Genomic DNA, 12,125 nt, shown 5'->3' with positions numbered 1-12,125 from the left:
TTTTCATGGTCAACAGTTGGCGCGTGCAACAAGCCGCACGAGGTATTCGCGCAGGGGCAGTGCTTGCCTACCCGACCGAAGCCGTGTGGGGACTGGGTTGCGACCCGTGGGACGAAGAGGCTGTGGAACGTTTGCTGCTGATAAAGGGCCGGTCCGTGGAGAAGGGGCTGATTCTGGTCGCCGACAACATTCGTCAGTTCGACTTCCTCTTCGAAGACTTCCCGGAACTGTGGATGGATCGCATGGCCAGCACTTGGCCCGGGCCCAATACCTGGCTGGTGCCGCATCAGAATCTGTTGCCGCAGTGGATTACCGGCGTGCATGAAACGGTGGCGCTGCGCGTCAGCGATCACCCGCAGGTCCGGGATTTGTGTGCCTTGGTCGGTCCGCTGATCTCCACGTCGGCCAACCCTCAAGGACGACCAGCAGCGCGCACGCGAATTCGTGTGGAGCAGTACTTCCGCGGCCAGGTGGATTTTATATTGGGCGGAAATCTGGGCGGGCGTAAAAACCCGAGCGTGATTCGCGATGTAGCAACCGGGAACGTCATTCGTCCGGATTGAGACCGTAGTGCTGCCAATCGCGAGCAGGCTCGCTCCCACAGAGATCTCCAGTGAACGCAGGTTTTGCGTTCGACAATGATCCAATGTGGGAACGAGCCTGCTCGCGATGGCGTCCTCAAGGCAACAAAACAGTCGAACCCGTCGTCCGCCGCGCCGACAGCTCGGTCTGTGCCTTCGCCGCCTCAGCCAACGGGTATTTCTGGCTGATGTCCACGTGCAGCTTGCCGCTGCTGATCATCTCGAACAACTCATCGGCCATCCGCTGCAGGTTTTCTGCGTTGTTGGCATAAGTCGCCAGCGTTGGCCGGGTGACGTAAAGCGAACCTTTCGCCGACAAAATGCCCAGGTTCACACCATCCACCGCACCTGACGCATTACCAAAACTGACCACCAGGCCACGTGGCGCGGCGCTGTCCAGCGACGTTAGCCACGTGTCTTTGCCGACGCCGTCATAAACCACCGGGACTTTTTTGCCGTCAGTCAATTCGAGTACGCGTTGTGCAACGTTTTCGTGGCTGTAGTCGATGGTGGCCCAAGCGCCATTGGCTTTGGCCAGCGCCGCTTTCTCTGGAGAGCTGACCGTGCCGATCAACTTTACGCCCAACGCCCTGGCCCATTGGCAAGCCAGCGAGCCGACGCCGCCCGCAGCCGCGTGAAACAGAATGGTTTCGCCAGCCTTGAGTTCATAGGTCTGACGTAGCAGGTATTGCACGGTCAGACCCTTGAGCATCACGCCGGCAGCCTGTTCGAAGCTGATGGCGTCTGGCAGGAGCACCAGATTAGCCTCAGGTAATACGTGAACCTCGCTGTAGGCGCCCAACGGGCCGCTGCCATACGCCACGCGGTCACCCACTTTGAAGCGGGTAACTTCGCCGCCCACCGCTTCAACCACACCGGCACCTTCAGCGCCCAGGCCGGATGGCAACGCAGGCGGCGGGTAGAGTCCACTGCGAAAATAGGTGTCGATAAAATTCAGGCCAATGGCCTTGTTCGTCACGCGCACCTGTAGCGGGCCGGGCTCGGCGGGCTGGTAATCAACATATTCGAGCACTTCGGGGCCGCCATGGGCGCGGAACTGGATACGCTTTGCCATCTGCCTACTCCTAAAATCCTGGGTACGAGAGTTGTAGCACGAAGCTGCCTATCGAACGCTCAACGTTGATCTTCGTCAACTGCGGCGGGTGCACCTGCGATGTTATGCTACGCGCCCATTTGCGCCGGCCCCCCGCTCTGATGGAGCGCCGCGTAGCTTTGCCCGATTCAAGGTGATGCCATGACTACCCGCACCGAGGCCGTAAAAGCCTACCTGCTCGACCTGCAAGACCGCATTTGCGCGGCTCTGGAAACTGAAGACGGCGGCACCCGATTCGTCGAAGACGCCTGGACCCGGCCTGCTGGCGGTGGCGGTCGCACGCGCGTGATTGAAAACGGCACCATCATCGAAAAGGGCGGCGTCAATTTTTCCCATGTCTTTGGCAGCGGCCTCCCACCGTCCGCCAGCGCCCACCGGCCAGAGCTTGCCGGCCGTGGTTTTGAAGCCCTGGGCGTGTCGTTGGTCATTCATCCACACAACCCGCATGTACCGACTTCCCACGCCAACGTACGCTTTTTCATCGCGGAAAAAGAAGGCGAGGAAGCGGTCTGGTGGTTCGGCGGTGGTTTCGACCTGACGCCTTACTACGGCAATGAAGAAGACTGCGTGCATTGGCATCGAGTGGCCGAGCAGGCATGCGCTCCTTTCGGTGCGGACGTGTATTCGCGTTACAAAGCCTGGTGCGACAGCTACTTTCATATCAAGCATCGCCAGGAACCGCGTGGCATTGGCGGGCTGTTCTTCGATGATTTGAACGAATGGGATTTCGACACCAGTTTCGCGTTCATGCGCGCTATCGGCGACGCGTTCATCGATGCATACCTGCCTATCGTGCAGCGCCGAAAAAATGAAGCATTCACGGCCCGGCAGCGCGAATTCCAGGAGTTCCGGCGCGGGCGTTATGTCGAGTTCAACCTGGTCTACGACCGCGGCACACTGTTTGGCCTGCAATCGGGCGGGCGTACCGAGTCGATTCTCATGTCGCTGCCACCCCAAGTGCGCTGGAGCTACGACTGGAAAGCCGAGCCGGGCAGCGAAGAAGCGCGGTTGACTGAATACTTCCTGCAAGACCGCGATTGGTTGGCCAAGGCCTGAACGAGGAGTTCTGATGGACCGTTACGTCGTATTTGGCAACCCGATTGGCCACAGCAAGTCGCCATTGATCCACCGACTGTTCGCCGAGCAAACCCATCAACAATTGGACTACAGCACGTTGCTGGCGCCGCTCGACGACTTTTCCGGCTGCGCGCGGGCGTTTTTTCTTGAAGGTCGTGGGGCGAATGTAACGGTACCGTTCAAGGAAGAGGCCTTTCGCCTGGCCAACAGCCTGACGGAACGAGGCCAACGGGCAGGCGCGGTGAACACGCTGAGCAAACTCGCCGATGGCACTCTGTTGGGTGATAACACCGACGGCGCAGGCCTGGTCCGCGACCTTACGGTCAATGCCGGTGTCAGCCTCAAGGGCAAACGCATCCTGTTGCTGGGTGCTGGCGGTGCGGTACGTGGCGCGTTGGAACCCTTGCTGGCCGAGCAACCTGCTTCAGTGATCATCGCCAACCGCACCGTGGAAAAAGCCGAGTTGTTGGCCGAACTGTTTGCTGACCTTGGCCCGGTATCCGCCAGTGGCTTTGATTGGCTGCGCGAACCGGTGGACCTGATCATCAACGCAACGTCGGCGAGTCTTTCGGGCGAGGTGCCGCCGATTGCCAGCAGTTTGATCGCGCCCGGCAAAACGGTTTGCTACGACATGATGTACAGCAAGGAGCCCACACCTTTCTGCCGCTGGGCTACGGAGCATGGCGCGGCAGTGTCGATGGATGGTTTGGGGATGTTGGCCGAGCAAGCGGCAGAGGCCTTTTTGCTGTGGCGCGGCGTGCGCCCGGATACTGCGCCGGTGCTGGCTGAATTGCGCCGTCAATTGGCCCAGTAACCCGTGTGGGAGCAAGCTCCCACAGGTTTCAGTCTTCGAAACGAATCGGGCATTTCTCCGGACCTTCAAGCTTTCTCAACTCATCAACCACCTGCGGCCGCGCTTGGCGCAGGGTCAGGCTGCGACCTTGCTTGAGCAAGCGTCGTGCTTCCTGGTGCAACATTTCCACACCCGAGTAGTCGATGAAGTTGATCTGTTGGGCTTCGATCACCACGCGTGCGCCGTGCATGCGCTGCAGGCGCACTTGCAGGTAATGGCTGGCGCCGAAAAATATCGAGCCGCCCACCCGCAAAATGTCTTCATCGCCTTCACGCCAATGCTGCACACGCGGCTGTGACGTGCGCTTGAGATAGAAAAACAACGACGCCAGCACCCCCGCATAAATGGCGGTCTGCAACTCCAGTAGCAAGGTCGCGACACAGGTCAGGGCCATCACCACGAATTCGGCGCGGCTGACCCGCAACAAGGCGCGAATGCCACGATGGTCGACCAATCCCCAGGCAATCAGCAGAATACTGCCGGCCATTGCCGGGATCGGAATGTGCGAGATCAGCGCCGCGCCAAAAATCGCAAACAGGGCCACCCATAACGCCGAGAACACGCCAGCCAACGGCGAGCAGGCACCTGCTTCGTAGCTCAGGCCCGAGCGAGTGAACGATCCGGCCGACAGGGAGCCGGAAAAAAACGCACCGACGATATTCGACAGGCCCTGAGCACGGACCTCCTGATTTGCATCGAGCAATTGCTGCGAACGCGCAGCCAAAGAACGGGCAATCGACAGGCTGGTTACCAGCCCAAGCATCCCTACCGCCACCGCGCTGGGCAGCAAACGCAAGATCAGCTCCAGGTCCAGCGGCACCGGGCTGAAGGGCGGTAAGCGCCCGACGAAGGCACTCACCAGTTTCACGTGGCCGAACATCGAGGGCCACAGCCACACCAGCAATCCGCCCAGCAGCAGCGTGATCAGCAGCGTCGGCCAGCGTGGCAGCAGCCATTTGAGGGTGGCGCCTACCACCACTGTCGCCAGGCCCAGTGCAAGAGAGGGTTTATCCACCTCGCCGAGGTGGTGCAACAACGTCATGAAGCTGTCGAGTGCCGTGGCTTTGCCGGGCAAGTCCAGGCCTAAAAGGTTGGGCAATTGCCCGATGGCAATCACCACTGCCGCACCGAGCGTGAAACCCAGCACCACCGAATGCGAAACGAAATTCACTAACGCGCCGAAGCGCAACATGCCCAACAGCCATTGGAAAATGCCTGCCAGCAGCGTCAGAAGCAGGATCAGAGTGATGTAGTCCTGTGACGCCGGCACGGCCAACGGGCTGACGCTGGCGTACAGGACGATGGAAATGGCCGCTGTAGGACCGCAGATCAAATGCCAGGACGAACCCCACAGACAGGCGATCAGCACCGGGATTATGGCGGCGTACAAGCCGTATTCCGGTGGGAGACCGGCGATCAATGCGTAGGCAATGGACTGTGGCAACGCGAGAATCGCGCCACTGAGGCCGACGATCAGGTCGCGCCCGACGCTGGCGCGGGTTTGCCGAGGCAACCAACTGAGGAAGGGAAAGAGTGAATGGCGGCTGGGAAAGGCCATGGGTCCTCTCGGGTGGGGTTTTGGCGCAAGAGTATCAGGACCAATTGAACATTGTGGCGAGGGAGCTTGCTCCCGCTCGGCTGCGTAACAGCCGCAAATTGGAAAACTCGGTGAGAATGACAAGCCGCGTTTGTCGATTTGGGAGCACTGCGCACTCCAGCGGGAGCAAGCTCCCTCGCCACAGGTAACCGTTACAACTTGGCTTTAACCGCCGGCAACGCGTCCTTGCCATCCACTGTCGTCACGCCCTCCAGCCATTTATCCAGTACGGCCGGATTCGCCTTGATCCATGTTTTGACCGCGTCTGCATTGCTGACTTTCTTGTTCACCACGTCGGCCATGATGCTGTTCTCCATTTCCTGGGTAAACGTCAGGTTGGTCAGCAACTTGCCGACGTTCGGGCAGGCCTGTGCATAACCTTTGCGGGTCAGTGTATAAACGCTGCCGGTGTCGCCAAAGTATTTCTCGCCGCCCTTCAGGTAATGCATTTTTAGCTGCACATTCATCGGGTGCGGGGTCCAGCCGAGGAAGGTCACGAACTTCTGTTTTTTCACCGCGCGTGAGACTTCGGCCAGCATGGCCTGCTCGCTGGACTCCACCAGTTTCCACTGGCCCAGCTCAAAATCGTTCTTCTTGATGATGTCTTGAAGAGAGATATTCGCCGGAGCGCCAGAACCGATGCCGTAGATTTTTTTGTCGAACTTGTCGGCAAATTTGTTCAGGTCGGCAAAGTTATGCACACCCGCATCCCAGACGTAATCCGGCACCGCCAGTGTGAACTCGGTGCCGTCGAGGTTCTTCGCCAGTTGCGTCACGTCGCCGGTGGCCACGAACTTATCGTAGAAGCCTTGCTGCGCGGGCATCCAGTTACCTAGAAACACGTCGACCTGGCCATCCTTCAAGCCGCCAAAGGTGATCGGCACGGCGAGCGTGTCGACCTTGGCCTTGTAGCCCATGCCGTCGAGCAGGAATCCGGTAATGGCGTTGGTCGCGGCGATGTCGCTCCAGCCAGGGTCAGCCATTTTTACCGTGTCGCAGCTTTGATCGGCAAAAGCCGAAGCGCTGCTCATGGCCAGCATCGCAACCGTCAGTACTGTGGATAACCTTTGCATGGACTTCCCCTTAACATTATTGGTTTTGGCAGGGTTGTGGATAACGTGCTTTGCGCTCCAGATCATCAAGGTCGATATGGTTGCGCATGTACTGCTGACTGGCGTCCACCAGTGGCTGGTGATCCCAGCTCTTCAGCTTGCCGACAGTCAGCGCGTCGGCAACAAAACGCCGACGACGCTGGCTTGCGAGCACCTGTTGGTGTATCGCCGGAATGTTCCATTTAGCCCGTGCTTCAGCGAGAAACTCATCAAACAACGGTCGATGGGTCTGGCTGAGTTCTTCCTGTTCACGCGGGTCATTGTGTAGGTCGAAGAGTAGGCAAGGGTCGTCTTCGCTGTAGATGAATTTGTAAGCGCCGCGTCGAATCATCATCAGTGGGCTAATAGTGCCCTCAGCCATGTATTCGCCGAAAACCTCGTCGTGTCCGCCCCTCCCTTGCAGGTGCGAAACCAGCGAGCGGCCATCCATCGGCAAGCCCGGCTCCAGCGAGCCGCCCGCCAATTCGACAAAGGTTGGCAAAAGGTCTGCGGTCGACACGGCGGCGCTGACTCGCCCGGCCCCGAACTGGCCCGGTGCACTGATCAACAGCGGCACGCGAGCGGCCATTTCGTACCAGTGCATTTTGTACCAGAGCCCTCGCTCGCCGAGCATGTCGCCATGGTCGCCAGAGAAAACGATGATGGTGTCGTCAATCAGCCCTGTTTCTTCGAGTGTTTGCAGGAGTTTGCCGACGTTGCTGTCGATATAGCTGCAAGCTCCGAAATAGGCTCGGCGTGCATCGCGAATCTTATCCACAGGCAGCGGCTTGTCCCACAAGTCATACACCTTGAGCAAACGCTGGGAGTGCGGATCAAGCTCGGACTGTGCGGGCGTTTCAGGCATCGGAATGTCGGCGTCGTCGTACAGGTCCCAGAAAGCTTTGGGAATGGTGTACGGGTCATGTGGATGAGTCATCGACACGGTCAGGCAAAACGGCTGATCGCCATCCTCGCGGATGTGATCGAACAAGTATTGCTGGGCCTTGAACACGACCTCTTCGTCGAAATCCAGTTGATTGGTGCGCACGCAAGGCCCGGCCTGCAACACCGACGACATGTTGTGGTACCAGGTCGGACGTACATCCGGCTCATCCCAGTTGACCGACCAGCCATAATCCGCTGGGTAAATATCACTGGTCAGGCGTTCTTCGTAACCGTGGAGTTGGTCCGGGCCACAGAAATGCATCTTGCCGGACAGCGCAGTGCGGTAGCCGAGGCGCCGCAGGTAATGCGCATAAGTCGGTACGTCGGCGGGGAAATCCGCTGCATTGTCGTAGGCGCCGATCTTGCTCGGCAGTTGACCGCTGACCAGGGTGAACCGTGAGGGCGCGCACAACGGACTGTTGCAATAGGCGGCATCGAACACCACGCCTTCGGCGGCGAGGCGGCTTAAATTAGGTAATTTGATGGGCGAAGGGCCGTAGAACGGCAACATTGGCGCGGCCATCTGATCGGCCATGATGAAAAGAATATTCTTGCGCTTCATGTGATCGCGGCATTCCATAGTAAATATTTATGCGACAGTGCTGCGATCGAGCATGGATCCCATGTTGTTTGCGGTAAAGCCCATGTCAGGCAATGACTAGGATAAGCACAGCTTATGTATGAAGCCCTTGGCGATTTGTCCCTCGATTTGTTGCGAGCCTTTGAAGCGGCCGCCCGTCAGCGCAGCTTCACCGCCGCCGCGGTCGAACTGGGCACCACGCAACCGGCGATCAGCCAGCAGATCAAACGGCTGGAAGAACAACTCGCCACACGGTTATTCGACCGAATCTACCGCGGCATAGAATTAACCGAGCCAGGGGCGATACTTTTCGAGCAAGTTCAGCTCGGTTTGCAGAATATAGACGCAGGCTTGAGCGCGATCAGTACGCAGGATCACCATGAGGTACTGCAGGTAGCTACCGATTTTGCATTCGCCGCGTATTGGCTGATGCCGCGCCTGCACCGTTTTCACGCCGCCAATCCCCACGTTGATGTCAGCCTGGTCACCAGCGAGCGCAGCCACAACATGCTGCGCTCCGATATAGACGTGGCCGTGCTGTTCGGCGAGGGGCGCTTCAAGCAAGGCCAAAGCCATTGGTTGTTCAGTGAAGAAGTTTTTCCGGTGTGCAGTCCGTTGCTGCTACACGATCAACGTCTGCCGCTGCCCGCGCAGTCATTGCTGGATTTCCCGTTGCTGCATTTGCGTGGCGAAAACGGCAGCAACTGGTTTGACTGGAGCGGCGTGTTTCGCGAATTGGGGATTGCCGCAGCACCCGCGCCGGGGCAATTGCGTTTCGACAATTACACCCTGCTGATTCAAGCAGCGATTGGCGGACAAGGCGTGGCCATCGGTTGGCGGCACCTTGTGGATAACTTGCTGGCACAGGGTTTGTTATGTCGACCGATAGCCGAGACGGTTATTTCACGACTTGGCTATTACGTGGTTCTGCCGCAACGCAAAAGGCGCGGTGCGTTGATCCAGCAATTTGTCGACTGGCTGATGGCGGAGCAAGCCAGCAGCGCACAATCACTCAATGGCCTACCGTTGCCGTCTATCGCTGTATAGCGTCAGCTGCGACGAAACTGACGTGCTGTCCGACGTGCAGGTTCAGGCGCAGTTCATCAGTAATGCCCACGGCGGCGCGGTTCAAGCGCTCCAGTGGTTCGGCAAGGCCCGGTTCCAGACTATGGCTTACGTGGCTGAAATGCTCGATCGTCAAACCTGGCGTTCCACGCGGCGCGTTCACCAATGTCCAGTGCAATGGGCTGCTCTGCAGGGCTTCGCGTATTTCTTCGGCGGCATGGCGTTGCAAGCGGTCTTCTATCTCCGGCTCGTCCAGCACCTCGAAATCGCCCACCAAAAACAGTCGGGTAATGCCTGCCGCTTGCATCCCGTCTATCAGCGCATCAACCGCCAGCACTTGCTCCACAGGACCCGGCACGATGGTTTTTTCCACCTGCTCGCTGCTGAACGGCAGGCCTGGCGCGTCTAACAAACAAATGACGGCCGAACAGCCCGCTACGCTTTGCTTTACCCGTTCAGCGTCAAACAAATCGCCAGTCTTGGTTCGCAAACCCGGGCGTGGCGCGAGCGCGGTCAAGTCATCCAGTATCGCGATGACCTCGTGCTGGCGCCGCAGCATTTCAGCCATCAGCGCACTGCCCAGGCTACTCATGGCACCATATAGCACCACTTTCACGACGGGGGTTTCGGCATTTTTCATGGCTGACATTCCTTGTTTTCGACGTATATGGCGTGTGACCTGTGGCAAACGGTGAGGGTTCGACTGGGTTTCAGAGGGTTTGATATGCAACAGATCAAGGGCTACCACGCCCATGTCTATTTCGACGCCAGCACCCTTGATCAGGCGCGTGCGTTGTGTGAGCAGGCGGCGCAGTTATTTCCATTGAAGATGGGCCGCGTTCACCAGCGGCCGGTGGGTCCGCACCCGGACTGGAGTTGCCAACTGGCTTTTGAGCCTCAGTACATCGGCGACGTGTTGCCGTGGCTGGCGCTCAATCGCGCGGGCCTGGTGGTGTTCCTTCACCCCGACACCGGAGATGATTTGCTCGACCACACTGAGCATGCGATCTGGATGGGCGCGGTCCGGCCGCTAGATGTGTCTATTTTTTGATCAAAGTGTTTCTTCGGTTTCTTCGGGCAACTGCTCATCCAGATGCAACCAGGGTAAACGGCTGTCAGTCCAGATATGCCGCTCGGCCTGCGCTTGCTCCGGATGATCGAGCGTGGCAATGGTGACGTCGATGCTCTGCGGGCTGAGCCGTGTCACCAAGGCAACTTGCGCCCCACACGTCGGGCAGAAATATCGCACGCACGTTGTTGATGATTCGTACTGCGATGGTGGCCCGGCCAGCCACTGAAAAGCCGCTGTTGGTACGGTAATCCATGTGGTGACGATGCCGCCGCTGACTCGTCGGCAAATAGAACAATGACAATGGGCGATGTCGTGCAAAGCGCCGCTGAATTGATAGCGCAGATGTCCGCAATGGCATCCGCCGGTGTGAATTTTGCCCATGTTATTTCCTCCAGACAGGTCCTTACCGATGCCATCGCGAGCAGGCTCGCCCCACACATACGCGGTCATTGAGGAAGCGTTGTGCGAACGAGCCTGCTCGCGGAAGCCGCGACGCGGTCCGACGACCGGTTACCCATTGCACTCAATGCTTTCATCAGCGAAAGCTGGCTGAAAGCTTTCGCCATTAGGATCGCCCCACTCCCGGCAACAGACCGGTTGGCCAATGCCAGTGTTTTATCGCTTGCACGGCCCATTTAACAACAACAATGGTGATCCTGATGTCCTCTGCTACCCGCCGCCTCGCTGTCACTCCGCCCGTACGCCTCGTGCTTGCCGTTCTGCGCTGACCTCACCCGGTTCGCCCATTCCCTAGCCGCGCTACGCCTGGAGTATTCCTATGCTGACTTTCCTTGGCTTTGCCATGGTCATCACGTTCATGTTCCTGATCATGACCAAGCGCCTGTCCGCGCTGATCGCCCTGATCATCATTCCAATCGTCTTTGCCCTGTTCGGTGGTTTTGCGCCGAAGATTGGTCCGATGATGCTCGAAGGCATCACCAAACTTGCGCCGACCGGCGTGATGCTGATGTTTGCCATTCTGTACTTCGCCCTGATGATCGACTCCGGCCTGTTTGACCCTGCCGTGCGCAAGATCCTCAAACTGGTCAAGGGCGATCCGCTGAAAGTTTCGGTCGGCACCGCCGTACTGGCGCTCGTCGTTTCCCTTGATGGGGACGGCGCGACCACTTATATGATCTGCGTGGCCGCCATGCTGCCGCTCTACAGCCGTATCGGCATGAGCCCGCGAATCATGGCCGGCCTGATCATTCTTGCCGGCGGGGTGATGAACATGACCCCGTGGGGCGGCCCGACAGCGCGTGCAGCCAGTGCGCTGCATGTGGACCCGTCCGATATTTTCGTGCCGATGATTCCAGCGATGCTGGCTGGCGTGGTGGCAATCCTGGCGATCGCTTACTTCTACGGTAAGCGCGAGCGTGCGCGTCTGGGTGAACTGCACTTGGCGGGCGATGAAATCGATCACAGCGAAATCAGTGTTTCGCAGTTCCCGGATGCCCGTCGTCCTAAGCTGATCTGGTTCAACGGCGCTCTGACACTGGGCTTGATGTGCACCCTGATCGCCGGCCTGTTGCCGTTGCCGGTGCTGTTCATGGTGGCTTTCAGTATTGCGATGATCGTCAATTACCCTTGCCTGCAAATGCAAAAAGACCGCGTGGCGGCGCACGCTGGCAGCGTATTGGCAGTGGTCGGGCTGATCTTCGCGGCAGGTATTTTCACCGGTATCCTTTCGGGCACGGGCATGGTCGACGCCATGTCGAAAAGCTTGTTGGCGGTGATTCCAGAATTTCTGGGCCCTTACCTCGCCGTTATCACCGCGCTGGTTAGCATGCCGTTCACATTTTTCATGTCGAATGACGCATTTTATTACGGCGTGTTACCAGTACTTGCCGAAGCAGCCAGTCATTACGGTATAACCGCGGTTGAAATGGCACGTGCCTCGATCGTCGGTCAGCCCGTCCACTTGCTGAGCCCGCTGGTACCATCGACCTATTTGTTGGTGGCGCTGGCAGGCATCGAATTTGGTGACCACCAGCGTTTCACCCTCAAATGGGCCGTGCTGGTGTGCATGTGCATATTGGTTGCAGCATTGCTGATGGGGATTTTTCCGCTGTACAGCACTCTATAAGCCCAAGACTCACCATGACGGGTCCAGGCTTCGCTGCTCGAATCCTGGGCCCTTCGTGGTTTAA

Annotated in this window: 12 protein-coding genes; 6 read left to right on the top strand and 6 right to left on the bottom strand. The window is 58.5% G+C overall.

What is annotated here, in order from left to right:
- The first annotated feature begins 5 nt into the window (after nucleotides 1-5).
- Nucleotides 6-563 (top strand): L-threonylcarbamoyladenylate synthase type 1 TsaC, encoded by a 558-nt coding sequence (locus ACQR3R_RS17390; protein WP_428273631.1) that lies wholly within the window; start codon nucleotides 6-8, stop codon nucleotides 561-563.
- 115 nt (nucleotides 564-678) lie between these two features.
- Here the strand turns inward: ACQR3R_RS17390 and ACQR3R_RS17385 are convergent, their stop codons facing one another.
- Nucleotides 679-1,656, bottom strand: a complete 978-nt coding sequence (locus tag ACQR3R_RS17385) for an NADPH:quinone reductase (protein ID WP_428273629.1) — start codon at nucleotides 1,654-1,656, stop codon at nucleotides 679-681.
- A gap of 180 nt (nucleotides 1,657-1,836) precedes the next feature.
- On the opposite strand from ACQR3R_RS17385, the gene hemF reads away from it, so the two are divergent.
- Nucleotides 1,837-2,751, top strand: coding sequence for an oxygen-dependent coproporphyrinogen oxidase (gene hemF / locus ACQR3R_RS17380; RefSeq protein WP_428273627.1), 915 nt, complete (start codon nucleotides 1,837-1,839; stop codon nucleotides 2,749-2,751).
- A 13-nt stretch (nucleotides 2,752-2,764) separates the two neighbouring features.
- Nucleotides 2,765-3,586: a shikimate dehydrogenase gene (aroE, locus tag ACQR3R_RS17375; RefSeq protein WP_428273625.1), complete on the top strand. Its 822-nt coding sequence runs from the start codon at nucleotides 2,765-2,767 to the stop codon at nucleotides 3,584-3,586.
- Nucleotides 3,587-3,614: 28 nt separating this feature from the next.
- Here the strand turns inward: aroE and ACQR3R_RS17370 are convergent, their stop codons facing one another.
- The 3 genes from ACQR3R_RS17370 to betC form a co-directional block, all read right to left on the bottom strand.
- Nucleotides 3,615-5,183 carry a SulP family inorganic anion transporter gene (locus ACQR3R_RS17370; protein WP_428273623.1) on the bottom strand — a complete coding sequence of 523 codons (1,569 nt, stop codon included), beginning with the start codon at nucleotides 5,181-5,183 and terminating at the stop codon, nucleotides 3,615-3,617.
- A gap of 191 nt (nucleotides 5,184-5,374) precedes the next feature.
- Complete coding sequence (gene choX / locus ACQR3R_RS17365; protein WP_428273621.1) at nucleotides 5,375-6,295, bottom strand: choline ABC transporter substrate-binding protein; 921 nt, start codon at nucleotides 6,293-6,295, stop codon at nucleotides 5,375-5,377.
- A gap of 16 nt (nucleotides 6,296-6,311) precedes the next feature.
- Nucleotides 6,312-7,820: a choline-sulfatase gene (gene betC, locus ACQR3R_RS17360; RefSeq protein WP_428273619.1), complete on the bottom strand. Its 1,509-nt coding sequence runs from the start codon at nucleotides 7,818-7,820 to the stop codon at nucleotides 6,312-6,314.
- Between the two features lie 114 nt (nucleotides 7,821-7,934).
- On the opposite strand from betC, the gene ACQR3R_RS17355 reads away from it, so the two are divergent.
- Nucleotides 7,935-8,885 (top strand): choline sulfate utilization transcriptional regulator, encoded by a 951-nt coding sequence (locus ACQR3R_RS17355; RefSeq protein ID WP_428273617.1) that lies wholly within the window; start codon nucleotides 7,935-7,937, stop codon nucleotides 8,883-8,885.
- Here the strand turns inward: ACQR3R_RS17355 and ACQR3R_RS17350 are convergent.
- Nucleotides 8,872-9,543 carry an NAD(P)H-binding protein gene (locus tag ACQR3R_RS17350; protein WP_428273615.1) on the bottom strand — a complete coding sequence of 224 codons (672 nt, stop codon included), beginning with the start codon at nucleotides 9,541-9,543 and terminating at the stop codon, nucleotides 8,872-8,874. The genes ACQR3R_RS17355 and ACQR3R_RS17350 overlap by 14 nt on opposite strands.
- Before the next feature lie 84 nt (nucleotides 9,544-9,627).
- Here ACQR3R_RS17350 and ACQR3R_RS17345 point away from each other — a divergent pair, with 84 nt between their 5' ends.
- Nucleotides 9,628-9,954 carry a DOPA 4,5-dioxygenase family protein gene (locus tag ACQR3R_RS17345; protein WP_428273613.1) on the top strand — a complete coding sequence of 109 codons (327 nt, stop codon included), beginning with the start codon at nucleotides 9,628-9,630 and terminating at the stop codon, nucleotides 9,952-9,954.
- Here ACQR3R_RS17345 and ACQR3R_RS17340 read toward each other — a convergent pair whose 3' ends face one another.
- Complete coding sequence (locus ACQR3R_RS17340; RefSeq protein WP_428273611.1) at nucleotides 9,955-10,356, bottom strand: GFA family protein; 402 nt, start codon at nucleotides 10,354-10,356, stop codon at nucleotides 9,955-9,957.
- Between the two features lie 397 nt (nucleotides 10,357-10,753).
- Between ACQR3R_RS17340 and ACQR3R_RS17335 the strand changes: the two genes are divergently transcribed.
- Nucleotides 10,754-12,061 (top strand): citrate:proton symporter, encoded by a 1,308-nt coding sequence (locus tag ACQR3R_RS17335; RefSeq protein WP_428273609.1) that lies wholly within the window; start codon nucleotides 10,754-10,756, stop codon nucleotides 12,059-12,061.
- Nucleotides 12,062-12,125 lie beyond the last annotated feature (64 nt).

The sequence above is a fragment of the Gordonia sp. IEGM753 genome (genome assembly GCF_050321825.1).
GTDB lineage: Bacteria > Pseudomonadota > Gammaproteobacteria > Pseudomonadales > Pseudomonadaceae > Aquipseudomonas.
The sequence above is the reverse complement of the archived record's forward strand: the minus strand, read 5'-3'. Positions and strand labels throughout refer to the sequence as shown.

Bases quoted from the DNA above. Each gene is read 5' to 3' on its own strand.
- ACQR3R_RS17390 (WP_428273631.1), top strand. From the start codon at position 6: ATGGTCAACAGTTGGCGCGTGCAACAAGCCGCACGAGGTATTCGCGCA.
- ACQR3R_RS17385 (WP_428273629.1), bottom strand. From the start codon at position 1,656: ATGGCAAAGCGTATCCAGTTCCGCGCCCATGGCGGCCCCGAAGTGCTC.
- hemF (WP_428273627.1), top strand. From the start codon at position 1,837: ATGACTACCCGCACCGAGGCCGTAAAAGCCTACCTGCTCGACCTGCAA.
- aroE (WP_428273625.1), top strand. From the start codon at position 2,765: ATGGACCGTTACGTCGTATTTGGCAACCCGATTGGCCACAGCAAGTCG.
- ACQR3R_RS17370 (WP_428273623.1), bottom strand. From the start codon at position 5,183: ATGGCCTTTCCCAGCCGCCATTCACTCTTTCCCTTCCTCAGTTGGTTG.
- choX (WP_428273621.1), bottom strand. From the start codon at position 6,295: ATGCAAAGGTTATCCACAGTACTGACGGTTGCGATGCTGGCCATGAGC.
- betC (WP_428273619.1), bottom strand. From the start codon at position 7,820: ATGAAGCGCAAGAATATTCTTTTCATCATGGCCGATCAGATGGCCGCG.
- ACQR3R_RS17355 (WP_428273617.1), top strand. From the start codon at position 7,935: ATGTATGAAGCCCTTGGCGATTTGTCCCTCGATTTGTTGCGAGCCTTT.
- ACQR3R_RS17350 (WP_428273615.1), bottom strand. From the start codon at position 9,543: ATGAAAAATGCCGAAACCCCCGTCGTGAAAGTGGTGCTATATGGTGCC.
- ACQR3R_RS17345 (WP_428273613.1), top strand. From the start codon at position 9,628: ATGCAACAGATCAAGGGCTACCACGCCCATGTCTATTTCGACGCCAGC.
- ACQR3R_RS17340 (WP_428273611.1), bottom strand. From the start codon at position 10,356: ATGGGCAAAATTCACACCGGCGGATGCCATTGCGGACATCTGCGCTAT.
- ACQR3R_RS17335 (WP_428273609.1), top strand. From the start codon at position 10,754: ATGCTGACTTTCCTTGGCTTTGCCATGGTCATCACGTTCATGTTCCTG.